Origin of the sequence: Crossiella sp. SN42 (assembly GCF_023897065.1) — a bacterium.
GTDB lineage: Bacteria > Actinomycetota > Actinomycetes > Mycobacteriales > Pseudonocardiaceae > Crossiella.
Window position 1 is genome coordinate 33,375 of record NZ_JAMHIV010000055.1, and the last position, 11,897, is coordinate 45,271.

10 protein-coding genes and 1 riboswitch are annotated in these 11,897 nt (G+C 70.1%); of the genes, 7 read left to right on the forward strand and 3 right to left on the reverse strand.

Going from position 1 to position 11,897, the window contains the following annotated elements; genetic code table 11:
- Nucleotides 1–22 precede the first annotated feature (22 nt).
- From M8C13_RS41765 to rpsT, 5 genes are all read left to right on the forward strand, one after another.
- Complete coding sequence (locus M8C13_RS41765) at nucleotides 23–928, forward strand: SPFH domain-containing protein (RefSeq protein WP_252486378.1); 906 nt, start codon at nucleotides 23–25, stop codon at nucleotides 926–928.
- Nucleotides 929–940: 12 nt separating this feature from the next.
- Complete coding sequence (locus M8C13_RS41770; RefSeq protein WP_252486379.1) at nucleotides 941–1,186, forward strand: hypothetical protein; 246 nt, start codon at nucleotides 941–943, stop codon at nucleotides 1,184–1,186.
- Between the two features lie 66 nt (nucleotides 1,187–1,252).
- Entirely contained in the window at nucleotides 1,253–2,032 is a 780-nt protein-coding gene (locus M8C13_RS41775) for a triacylglycerol lipase (protein ID WP_252486380.1), read from the forward strand.
- Between the two features lie 148 nt (nucleotides 2,033–2,180).
- A complete protein-coding gene (locus M8C13_RS41780; RefSeq protein ID WP_252486381.1) occupies nucleotides 2,181–4,466 on the forward strand; it encodes a glycoside hydrolase family 3 N-terminal domain-containing protein in 2,286 nt (761 codons plus the stop codon).
- 160 nt (nucleotides 4,467–4,626) lie between these two features.
- Complete coding sequence (gene rpsT, locus M8C13_RS41785) at nucleotides 4,627–4,887, forward strand: 30S ribosomal protein S20 (RefSeq protein ID WP_185002186.1); 261 nt, start codon at nucleotides 4,627–4,629, stop codon at nucleotides 4,885–4,887.
- A 137-nt stretch (nucleotides 4,888–5,024) separates the two neighbouring features.
- Here the strand turns inward: rpsT and M8C13_RS41790 are convergent, their stop codons facing one another.
- Nucleotides 5,025–5,582, reverse strand: coding sequence for an RNA polymerase sigma factor (locus tag M8C13_RS41790; RefSeq protein WP_252486382.1), 558 nt, complete (start codon nucleotides 5,580–5,582; stop codon nucleotides 5,025–5,027).
- Nucleotides 5,583–5,921: 339 nt separating this feature from the next.
- Here M8C13_RS41790 and M8C13_RS41795 point away from each other — a divergent pair, with 339 nt between their 5' ends.
- Nucleotides 5,922–6,341: an SSI family serine proteinase inhibitor gene (locus M8C13_RS41795; RefSeq protein ID WP_252486383.1), complete on the forward strand. Its 420-nt coding sequence runs from the start codon at nucleotides 5,922–5,924 to the stop codon at nucleotides 6,339–6,341.
- 620 nt (nucleotides 6,342–6,961) lie between these two features.
- Here the strand turns inward: M8C13_RS41795 and holA are convergent.
- Nucleotides 6,962–7,942, reverse strand: coding sequence for a DNA polymerase III subunit delta (holA, locus tag M8C13_RS41800; protein ID WP_252486384.1), 981 nt, complete (start codon nucleotides 7,940–7,942; stop codon nucleotides 6,962–6,964).
- Between the two features lie 112 nt (nucleotides 7,943–8,054).
- Nucleotides 8,055–8,185: riboswitch (SAM riboswitch) on the forward strand.
- Between the two features lie 11 nt (nucleotides 8,186–8,196).
- Here holA and thrC point away from each other — a divergent pair.
- Nucleotides 8,197–9,462: a threonine synthase gene (gene thrC / locus M8C13_RS41805; RefSeq protein WP_252486385.1), complete on the forward strand. Its 1,266-nt coding sequence runs from the start codon at nucleotides 8,197–8,199 to the stop codon at nucleotides 9,460–9,462.
- 237 nt (nucleotides 9,463–9,699) lie between these two features.
- Here thrC and M8C13_RS41810 read toward each other — a convergent pair.
- A partial coding sequence (locus M8C13_RS41810) for a DNA internalization-related competence protein ComEC/Rec2 (protein WP_256510616.1) occupies nucleotides 9,700–11,897 on the reverse strand: 2,198 nt, incomplete at its 5' end.

Genomic DNA, 11,897 nt, shown 5'->3' on the forward strand with positions numbered 1-11,897 from the left:
CCCAGGGGAGAGTGGACCAGAGATGACGACGTCGACGCTTGTCAAACCGCCCGTTGCGGGCGTTCGGGAACGGGTGCCCTTCACCCTGCCGGGGGTCCCGTCCGCCCTCATCGGCCTGCTGCTGAGCCTCGGCTCGCTCGGCGGGATCGCGCTGGGCGTGCTGACCTACCAGTTCTGGCTGATCGTGGTCAGCGCGGTGCTGCTGGTGCTCGTGCTCACCCTGTCCCGCGGGCTGATCATGGTCTCGCCGGGCGAGGCGCGGGTGCTGCAGTTCCTCGGCCGGTACAGCGGCACGCTCCGCCAGGACGGCCTGAGCTGGGTGAACCCGTTCACCGAGCGCACCGCCGTGTCGACCAGGATCCGCAACCACGAGTCCGCGGTGCTCAAGGTCAACGACGCCGAGGGCAACCCGATCGAGATCGCCGCCGTGGTGGTGTGGCAGGTCGAGGACACCGCGAAGGCCGTCTTCGACGTGGACAACTTCGTCGGCTTCGTCGGTATCCAGACCGAGACCGCGGTGCGGCACATCGCCACCAGCTACCCCTATGACAACCACGGCGAGACCGGCTTGTCCCTGCGCGAGAACGCCGATGAGATCACCGAGAAGCTCAGCGCGGAGATCTCCGCCCGGATCACCTCCGCGGGCGTGCACGTGATCGAGTCCCGGATCACGCACCTGGCCTACGCTCCGGAGATCGCGCACGCGATGTTGCAGCGGCAGCAGGCCAGCGCGATGGTCGCGGCCCGGCAGCGGATCGTGGAGGGCGCGGTCGGCATGGTCGAGCTGGCCCTGGACCGGCTGGCCGAGCACAACGTGGTGGAACTGGACGAGGAGCGGAAGGCGGCGATGGTGAGCAACCTCCTGGTGGTGCTGTGCGGGGATCGTGCGACCCAGCCGGTCGTCAACGCGGGTTCGCTGTACCACTAGCGGAACGCCGTCGTGGCTGAACGCAAGAGCTTCCTGCTCCGCCTGGACCCGGCCGTGCACGACGCGCTGACCAGGTGGGCCGGGGACGAGCTGCGCAGTGTCAACGCGCAGATCGAGTTCCTGTTGCGCCGGGCGCTGAGCGAGCAGGGGCGGATGCCCAGCGAGGCCGGGAAACCGGCCAAGCGGGGCCGCCCGCGCAAGCCGGCCCCCGCGGAGGACCAAACGGAAGATCAGCAGGGCGACCGTTCGGCGGAGTGACCGCCGTTGTGACGCAGCTTACATTGGGTTCTCCCAGGTTACCGCCAGGTAATAGCGGAGGAACCCATGCGCCGGACACTCGCCCTGCTGGTCATCGCGCTGTTCGCGCTGCTCGGACTTCCACTGGCGGCTGCCGCCGCCCCGGCGCAATCGTTGGCGGACGTCGCGGGCTGCCAGTCCACCAAGCGGCCGGTGGTGCTGCTGCACGGCACGTTCAAGAAGTCCGGCTGGAGCTGGGGCAACCTGGCGCCGGAACTGGCCCGCACCGGCTACTGCAGCTACACGCTGGACTACGGCAACGGCGGGCTGAACCCGGTCGCGGACTCCGCCGCCGAACTGGCCCGTTATGTGGACCAGGTCAGGGCGAGCAGCGGATGGTCCACTGTGGACATCGTCGGATACAGCCAGGGCGGGATGATGCCCCGGTACTACCTGAAGTTCCTCGGCGGCGCGGCGAAGGTCAACGCGCTCATCGGGATCGCGCCGTCCAACCACGGCACCACCCAGCCGCTGGCCAAGCTGCTCGGCGCCACCTTCTGCCCGGCCTGCGGCGACCAGGCGGCGAACTCGGCCTTCATCCGGCGGCTCAACGAGGGCGGCGACCTGGTGGGCGCGGTGAAGTACACGACGATCACCACCCGCTACGACGAGGTGGTCACCCCCTTCGCCAGCCAGCACCTGGCCGGTCCGGCGAACCGGGTGACCAACGTGGTGCTGCAGGACGCCTGCCCGGCCAACCTGAGCGAGCACCTCTACATCCCGCACTCCTCGGCCACCATCAAGTGGGTGCTCAACGCCCTGGGCCGCGGTGGCTTGGCCGACCCGCGCTACCGGCCCTGCGGCTGAGTTCGCCCGCTTAATTCAAGCCAAAAATAATGGCTGTACTTCATCTGCATGAAAGCGCTCCCACATTCGGCCGTTCAGCCGATGGACGTGGCCGCAACCGGGCATCAGGGCCGTTTCCTGACACCGGTCCCACGCCAATGGAGGCTTTGTGCTGCGGACACGTCCCACCCTCGCGTTAACGGCCGTCGCGGCCTTGATGCTCGGCTCAGCCCACGCCAGCACGGCGCAGGAACCGGGTGAGGACCGCGGCCCCGCGGTCTACCTGGACGCCGCCGCGCCGGTGGAGCGGCGGGTCAGCGACCTGCTCCGGCGGATGACGCTGGAGGAGAAGGTCGGGCAGATGGCCCAGATCCGCCTCGGCAAGCTGCGCGGCAACTGCGACTACGGGCCAGGACCGCTGGTCGAGTCCTGCATGAAGGCCGTGCTCGGCGATGCCAAGGTCGGCTCGATCCTCTCCGGCGGCGGCGACAACCCGGCGCCCGACCCCAGCCCCAAGGCGTGGGCGGAGATGACCAACGCGATCCAGAAGTACGCGCTGGAGCACCAGCGGCTGCGGATCCCGATCATCTACGGCGCGGACGGCGTGCACGGGCACAGCAACCTGCCCGCCGCGGTGATGTTCCCGCACCAGATCGGCCTGGGCGCGACCTGGAACCCGGAGCTGATCCAGCAGGCGGGCAAGGCCACCGGCGAGGCGATGCGCGCCACCGGCGTGTTCTGGAACTTCGCCCCGGTCTCCGACATCGCGCGGGACACCCGGTGGGGCCGCTACTACGAGGCCTACAGCGAGGACCCGTTCCTGGCAGGTTCGCTGGCCGCCGCGGCGGTCAAGGGCATGCAGACCCCGGCCTCGGACACCGCGCAGCTGACCGCGACGGCCAAGCACTTCGCCGGGTACTCCCAGCCGTTCAACGGGCACGACCGGGCCAACGCGTTCATCCCGGTGCGCCAACTGCAGGACACCGTGCTGCCGCCGTTCCAGGCGCAGTTCGACGCGGGCGTGAAGACGGTGATGATCAACTCGGGAGCGATCAACGGCATCCCGGTGCACGCCTCCCGGCACATGTTGGTGGAGCAGCTGCGGGAGCGGATGGGCTTCCAGGGTGTCGCGGTCAGCGACTGGGAGGACATGAAGAAGCTGGTCACCGACCACAAGGTCGCGGCGGACTACCCGAGTGCGATCGCCATGTCGGTGAAGGCGGGTGTGGACATGGCGATGGAGCCCTCCGACGCGCAGGCCTTCACCCAGGGCCTGCTCACCGTGGTCCGGGACGGGCGGGTCAGCCAGCGTCGGATCGACGAGGCGGTGCGGCGGATCCTCAAGCTGAAGTTCGAGCTGGGGCTGTTCGAGAAGCCGTTCGTGGACCCGGCCAAGGCGGAGCAGGCGGTGCGCGGCAACGGCGCGGACCTCTCCCGCAAGGCCGCGACCGAGTCGATGGTGCTGCTGCGCAACGAGAAGTCCACGCTGCCGCTGTCGAGTTCGGCCAAGAAGCTGGTGGTCACCGGCGACACCGCGAACGACGTGAGCCGTCAGCTCGGCGGCTGGACCGTGGAGTGGCAGGGCGTGCCGGCGGCGGGCCCGTTCCCGGACACCACCACGGTGCTGGAGGGCCTGAAGGCCGCGGCCCCGCAGACCGAGATCAGCCACGCCCAGGACCAGGCCACCGCGGTCGCGGAGGCGAAGACGGCGGACGCGGTCGTGGTCGTGCTGGGTGAGAAGGAGGGCGCGGAGGGCACCGCCGACACCGAGGACCCCTCGCTGAGCCCGGCGCAGCAGCAGCTGGTGGACGCGGTGCAGGCGACCGGCAAGCCGGTCGTGGTGGTGCTGCTGACCGGCCGTGGCCGGGTGCTGGGGTCGGTGGCCGACGCGGACGCGCTGCTCTCCGGCTGGCTGCCGGGCACCGAGGGCGGGCACGCGGTGGCCGACGTGCTCTTCGGCAAGGTCAACCCCAGCGGCAAGCTGCCGGTGTCCTGGCCCAAGACCGTCGGCGACCAGCCGATGTCCTACGACCAGCTGCCCGGCGCCAACGCGGGCGTCAGCTCGAAGTACGACCCGGCCTACCCGTTCGGCTTCGGCCTGTCGTACACCAGCTTCGAGGTCGGCGCGCCGGTCGCGCCGGGCATCGTCAAGGCCAGGGACAACGTGAAGGTCTCGGTCACCGTGCGCAACACCGGGTCCCGGGCGGGCACCGAGATCGTGCCGGTCTACGTCCAGCAGCCGGTGAGCCTGGTGCAGGTGCCGGAGCGGCGCCTGGTCGGGTTCACCAAGGTCACGCTGAACCCCGGCGAGCAGAAGTCGGTGGAGGTGACCTTCGACACCGACCAGCTGGCGCTGACCGTGGGCGATGTGGACGGCGCCGGCCGTCGCGAGGTGCCCAAGGGCGGTTACCTGGTGGAGGTGGGCGGCAAGACCACCCCGCTGACCCTGCGCTGAACCCCGGCTTGACCTGCCTCGATTGGGAGTCCGCACGGCACGGCTGCTAGCATCTCCAGCCGTGCCGTGCGGCATTTCCGCCCTGGAGGAAGGCTGCGCACGTCTGGCAGCGCCATCAAGCGCGGCACGACTTCCGATCAGATGAGACCGAGGTAGGACCATGGCCAACATCAAGTCGCAGATGAAGCGCATCCTGACCAACGAGAAGGCGCGCCTGCGCAACAAGTCCGTCAAGTCGGAGGTCAAGACCGCCGTCCGCAAGTTCCGCGAGGCCGCCGAGGCCGGGGACAAGGACAAGGCGCTTGAGCTGCTCCGCGTGGCCAACCGCAAGCTGGACAAGGCCGCGAGCAAGGGCGTGATCCACGCCAACCAGGCCGCGAACAAGAAGTCGGCCCTCGCGCTGCGCGCCAACAAGATCTGACCTCGCCGCTCCCCCGCGGAGCGAGCAGGGCCGCAACGCTGAACGACGAAGGCGCCGCCCCACCGGAAGGTGAGGCGGCGCCTTCGTCGTATCGGGTCCCCGGTGCGGTGCCCTGCACACCGCACCGGGGTCCCTATTTAGTAGCCGGCTCGCTCCCCTGCTGAGCGGAGCCGACGAGCCATCCACCGGCGAACCCGGCATCGCGCCCTGCTCGCGATGCACTCGGTCGCCCTGCGGGTGGTACCGAGCAGACGAGAGATCTCCTCATGTGGAAGCCCCTGGTCCAGCCACAGCAGGACGAGCCATTCGCGCTGACTCAATTTCCCACACCTGGCCAGCAACCAGCGAGCCTCATGGCGATCCGTCACCACATCGGCGGGATCGATCACCTGCATGGGCAAAAGTCTGGGGTGGGTGCACACTTGCTGTGCTGATGCCCGCCGCCGCAACTCGTCCACGCACAGGCGTTTGACCACCGCGACCAGGAAGGGCATCAGCCTTCCGGGGTCGAGCTGCGTGTACTGAGCGGCACGAAGGAACGCGTCGTGCACCACGTCCTCCGCCTCGGCCGGGCTCACCCCTTGCCGCCGGGCCACCCGGATCAGCGATGGCCGCAGCCGCAGGCACTCCCGCCAGAAGTTCTGCCGCGTCGCCACGGCAGACGTCTCACCATCCAAACCACCTTTGTCCTTCACCAACTGCCCCTTCGCCCCGTCAGAAATCAACCCGGTAGATCCTGGGGTAATCACCGGTGTTTCCTTTCGAGGCGCGGCCCGGCCATGGGGGCGGTCATCCGGAAGTGCGTTACTCCCTGATGACACCGCAGAACCGGCGCGTTGGCAAGCTTCGTTGCTTTCAGGGACAAGCTTCGTATGTTTCGGGCCTGCTGCGTACCGCCATTCGTGGGACAGGAATGGGTGTTACCCGGCAGTCATGTGACCACAGTCACCGTGCGCCGCAATGGCTGTATTCGTATTCATCATGGCGGCCGGAACAGGTCGCCACAAACGGACTCATTCCTTGAAAGGCGAACAATGTCTCGCAAGCGACTTCTGCCGTTGGCACTCGGGCTGGCAGCGACCCTGCTGCCCCTTGCCGTGGCCGCCGCGCCGACCGCGGCCGCCACCGCGGCGACTCCGCGAGCTGCAGGCTGGCTGGTGCTGACCGTCAACCCAGGCGAGGCTCCCACCAGGGACGCCCGCTCCAGCACGCTGACCTGCGACCCCATCGGCGGCAGCCACCCGAAGCCCACCTGGTCCTGCCGCGAGCTGAAGAAAGCGGGCGGCGACCCCCGCCGCGTGGACACCGGCCGCGAGGAGCCGTGTTACCTGATCTACGCACCGATCACGGTCACCGCCCGCGGCGTCTGGAACGGACGCGCCATCAGCTATCAGGAAACGTTCCCCAACGATTGCGTGCTGTATCTGGAAAAGGGCGAGCTCTTCCGTTTCTGATTCCGCCACCGGGTATCACCCGGTCGTCGTATTGACAGAAATAGGAGAACCGAGCGCCACCCGCCGCACAGATCCTTTCCAGGCGGGCAACCGATTGCCAGGCACACCATCAGCAATCCCCGGTCTGCAATACTCACCACCGTTCTACGCGCCCACTCACCCAAGCGGCAGACCAATGACAAACAACACTCGTACCCACGGTGACAAACACTTCCGGCAACCCCAATAGGCCGGGGCGCCAAACCCATCCCAGCCGCCGCCACCCACCCAGGTCCTGGCGGCCAACTCCAGTAAAACCACCCATAAGTTACCTAGAGATCTGACGGGTGACGGCCCGCTGATCCCAGCCCAGGCCTGACCCACCACCAACCGCCTGCCACCCGGCAGGCCCCGGCGAGGTTCCTCGGCGCGCCGCTAGCCGAGGAACCTCGCCAGCCACGTCTCCAGACATTCCGGCCGGCACACGCCTCGCGCCTCGGTCCAGGACACCGCCGCCTGCGGCCTCCTGGCCACTACCGGCCCCGGCCACTGCCGTCTGCCGCCCCCGGCGACTGCCGTCCGCAGCATCCCGGCGACAGCCGTTCGCGGCACCCGAGCCGCAGCCAGCTCCGGCCCTGGGTTCAGCGCCCTCGTCGCGCCAAGATCAATCGCAGCACGGCTCGCTCCAGCGCGTATCCGGCGTCCGCGGCGACGCCCTTCACGTCCGCGTTCAACCCGGCCACCAGGTTCATCGCCTCGGCCAAGCCCTCGGGCTCCCAGCCGCGGGACTGACCCAGCGCCTTCTTCACCTTCCACGGCGGCATGCCCAACTGACTGGCCAGCGCGAACGGATCGGCCCGCCCGCCGGCCGAGACCCGCGCGATGGTCCGGACCGCGTCGGCCAGCGCGTCCGCGACCAGCACCGGCGGCACCCCGGTCTGCAGCGCCCAGCGCAACGCCTCCAGCGCCCCGGCCCGGTCGCCGGTCACCGCTTTCTCCGCGACCACGAACCCGGTCACCTCGGCGCGGCCCCGGTGGTAGCGGCGCACCGCCTGCTCGTCGACCGAGCCGCCGGTGTCGGCCACCAACTGGGAGGCGGCCGCGGCCAGCTCCCGCAGGTCCGATCCCACGGTCTCGATCAGCGCGGCCAGCCCGGCCGGGTCGACCCGCCCGCCCGCCCGGCGGAACTCTTCCTTGACGAAGGCCTCGCGGTCGGCGGGCTTGGTCAGCTTCGCGCAGGTGGTGATCTTGGCGCCCGCCTTGCGCAGGGCGTCCGGCAGTTCCTTGGCGAGCTTGCCCCGCCCGCCGCCGCTGTGCACGACCACCAGCACCACGCCCTCGCTGGGCGCCTTGCAGTAGGAGCCGATCGCCTCCGCGATCTCCTTGCCCGCCTCCTGCGCGGCCTCCAGCACGATGACCCGGCCCTCGGCGAACAGGGAGGGACTCACCAGCTCGATCAGCTCCGGCGGCGTGAGGTCGGTCACCCGGACCTTGGTCAGCTCGGCCTGCGGATCGGCCAGCCGCGCCGCGTCGAATGACGCCTTCACAGCTCGCTCGACCAGCAGTTCCTCTTCCCCGATCACCAGGTGCAGCGGCTCGGGGGTGACGGCTGGGGCGCTCACACCGGCAATCCTTTCACGGGGGTCTGACAGCCCTGCGGCCTCCCGCATACTGGGCTGGCGGTAGCTCTCAGTGGCGACCGTGCCGTACGGTGAGCCACAGACAACTGAATACAGCTCATCCAGAGGGGTAGAGGGATCGGCCCTACGACACCCCGGCAACCGGCACAGGCTCGACGCGAATTCCGCGAGGGAGCAGGTGAACACGGTGCCAAATCCGCCCCGCGACAGCGGGAAAGATGAGGAGATACCTCGCGATGACGACCATCGAGGCGCCCAGCAGCGCCCAGCAGACCCTTGACCTCGGCCCGGCGCGCAGCCTGGTCTGCCGGGAGTGCGGCCACCAGGTCCCACTCGCCGCCGAGTTCGCCTGTGCCGAGTGTTTTGGTCCCCTTGAGGTCGGCTACGACTTCGGGACCGTCCGCCGGGAGGACATCGAGGCGGGCCCGCAGTCGATCTGGCGCTACCGCAACCTGCTCCCCGTGCCGTCCACTGTGGACGCCCACCCGAACACCGACCCCGGCTGTACCAGGCTGGTCCGCGCGGACCGCCTGGCCAAGGCGCTGGGCGTCCGCCGGATCTGGGTGAAGGACGACACCGGCAACCCCACCCACTCGTTCAAGGACCGCGTGGTCGCGGTGGCCCTGGCCGCCGCCCGCGAACTGGGCTTCAAGGTCCTGGCCTGCCCCTCCACCGGCAACCTGGCCAACGCCGTGGCCGCGGCCGCCGCCCGCGCCGGCTGGGAGTCGGTGGTGCTGATCCCGTCCTCGCTGGAACGGGCCAAGATCCTCACCACCGCCGTGTACGACGGCGCCCTGATCGCCGTCGACGGCAACTACGACGACGTGAACCGCCTGGCCACCGAGCTGGCCGCGGACCACGAGGACTGGGCGTTCGTCAACGTCAACGTCCGGCCCTACTACGCCGAGGGCTCCAAGACCCTGGGCTACGAGGTCGCCGAGCAGCTCGGCTGGCGGCTGCCGGACCAGATCGTGGTGCCCATCGCCTCCGGCTCCCAGCTGACCAAGGTCGACAAGGGCTTCCGCGAACTGGGCGAACTCGGCCTGGTCGAGCAGAGCCCGTACCGCGTCTTCGGCGCCCAGGCCACCGGCTGCTCCCCCGTCGCCGCCGCCTTCAAGGCAGGTCACGACGTGGTGACCCCGGTCAAGCCGGACACCATCGCCCGCTCCCTGGCCATCGGCGCCCCCGCCGACGGCCCGTACGTGCTCGACACCGTCCGCCGCACCAACGGCGCCATTGAGAACGTCTCCGATGAAGAGGTGGTCGAGGGCATCCGGCTGCTGGCCCGCACCGAGGGCATCTTCGCCGAGACCGCGGGCGGCGTGACCGTCGCGACGGCCAAGAAGCTCATCGAGACCGGCCAGCTCGACCCGGACGCCGAGACCGTGCTGCTGATCACCGGCGACGGCCTGAAGACCCTGGACGCGGTGCAGGACCGGATCGGCCCCCGCGCCACCGTCCCGCCGTCGGCCGCGGCGGTCCGCGAGGCCCTCGGCCTCTGATCCCACGCTTCACCGCACGGCGTGCCGGCCGGTTCTTGTGACCGGGGTGGCACGCCGTGCGTGTTTGTGGCGGACGGCGCGCGGACGGCTCGGACGGCTCGGACGGCGAGCGTTCGTGGCGGATTGGCGTGCGGGTACCGCAGGCTGCCATGCGGGCATCGCGGGTTGGCGCGCGGGTGCGGCAGGTCGGCGTGCGGGCGTCGCGAGTTGGCGTGCGGGTGCCGCGGGTTGGCTGGGTCATCTGGGTGTCCGGGATTTTTCTTTGCCGTGGCGGGAGATCACCGGGCCTTGTGGGCTGGGGGCGATGGCCAGGTCGCCGTCTTGGTCGGTGCGCAGCACCTGGGTGCCCTGGGTGTCCAGGGTGTCCAGGATCAGTGGGCTGGGGTGGCCGTAGTCGTTGTCCGCGCCGACGCTGATCAGCGCGACCCGGGGCCGGACGGTGGCCAGGAACCTGGGCAGGCTGTAGCGGGAGCCGTGGTGCGGGACCTTGAGTATGTCGGCGGACAGCTCGGATCCCTTGTCCGCCAACAGGTCTGCTTGACCGGCTAGTTCGATGTCGCCGGTGAGCAGGACCCGGCCCGCGGTGGTGTGCGCGCGGATGACCAGTGAGGCGTCGTTGAGGGCGGTGCCGCTGGCGCGTTCGCCGGTGGCACCCAGCGCGGTGGGGCTGCGGGGGCCGAGGATGTCGACGGTCAGTGCGGGCCAGGTGGTGCTGGTGCCCGGGTGGAGCTCGACCAGGGGCACGTCCGCGGCCTCGGTGGCGCGGCGGATTTCCTTGACGGCCCAAGGTGGTTGCTGGACGGAGCTGATGCCGACCGCGCCCACCGCGTGCTCGGCGAGGACCTCGGCCAAGCCGCCGATGTGGTCGGCGTGCAGGTGGGTGAGAACCAGCAGCGGAATCCGGTCGATGTCCAGGTCGCGGAGGCAGGCGATGATGGCGATCGGGTCGGGGCCGGTGTCGATCAGCACCGCGCGGCCCGGATCGGCGGTGGCGAGGACGATGGCATCGCCTTGGCCGACGTCGCAGGCCACCACGGCCCAGCCGGGTAGCGGCCAGCCGGGGCGCAGCACGCGGATGGGCACCAGGACCAGGATCGCGAGCAGGACCGCCGCCAGGAACAGGACGCGGAACCGGCGTCGCCGTAGCAGCAGGGCGAGCACTAGCAGCACGCCGATGAGGAGGAAGGCGCCGCCGACACCACTCGGCCAGGGCAAGGTGGACATGGGCACGGCGGCCGCGTGGTGGGCGACGGTGACCAGCCACCACATCGCCGGGCCGGTGACGTGGACCAGGAGCTCGGCGGCGCCGGGATGGATCACCGACAGGACGGCGGCCAGCACACCGAGGACCGTGGCCAGGGCGACCACCGGGGCGGCGAGCAGATTGGCCAGGATGGCGATGAGGCTGAGTTCGCCGGTCATGCCGACCACCACCGGGGCGGTGAACAGGTGGGCCGCGGCGGGGATGGCCAGCGCTTCGGCCAGACCGCCGGGGACGCGGCGTTGACGCAGGTTGTCCGACCAGCGTGGGGCCAGCAGCACCAGGGCCGTGGTGGCCAGTACGGACAGCAGGAAGCCCAGGTCGCCGGCGAGTTCGGGATCGGCGAGCAGCAGGATCGTGATGGTGCCAGCCAGGGCGGGGATCGCGGCTCGTTCCCGTCCGGAGGTCAGGGCGTAGAGGCCGATGGCGGCCATGACCGCGGCGCGGAGGACGCTCGGCTGGGGCCGGGCCAGGATCACGAATCCCAGTAGTGCCAAGGCCGCTGCCGCTGTCGCCGTGCGGGGACCCGCGCGGAGGGCTTGGCACAGCAGGAGAACCGCGCCGCAGACGATCGCCAGGTTGGTGCCGCTGACGGCCAGCAGGTGCGACAGGCCAGCGGCACGGAAGTCGGCGACGACCCTGGGGGCGAGGGTCGTGGTGTCGCCGACCACCAGGGAGGGCAACAGGCCCGCCTGGTCGGCGGGGAGGACGGAGCTGGCCTGGCGGAGGCCGGTGCGGATGTCGGTGGCGGCGCGTTGCCAGAACGGTGGTGTGCCAAGGAGTTCTGGCGATTTGTGCACCCGGAGCACGGCGGCTGTCAGGTCGCCGGGGCGGGCTGGGGCCAGTTTTCCGGTGGTGCGCAGGCGTTGGCCGGGTGAGACCGCGGACCAGGAGTCGTGCAGGGCGAGCAGGAGGACGGTGCCGCCGGTGGACATCTGGTCGCCGGTGGTGTGCGCGGATTCGAGTTCGAGGGTGAGGACAGTGCCGTTGCTGTTGGTGGGACGGCCGCCGTAGGCCGGGGTGCGCATGGGGCGGGGGTCGCCGGTGACGGTGCCGGTGAGGGTCGCGGTGGCGCCTCGTTCGGCGAGGGCGTGCAGGGGGTGGGTGGCGGTGGCGTGGGTTCTGAGGGCGATGCCGATGGCGGCGGCTCCGGCCAGGGCGCAGGTGGTGAGGG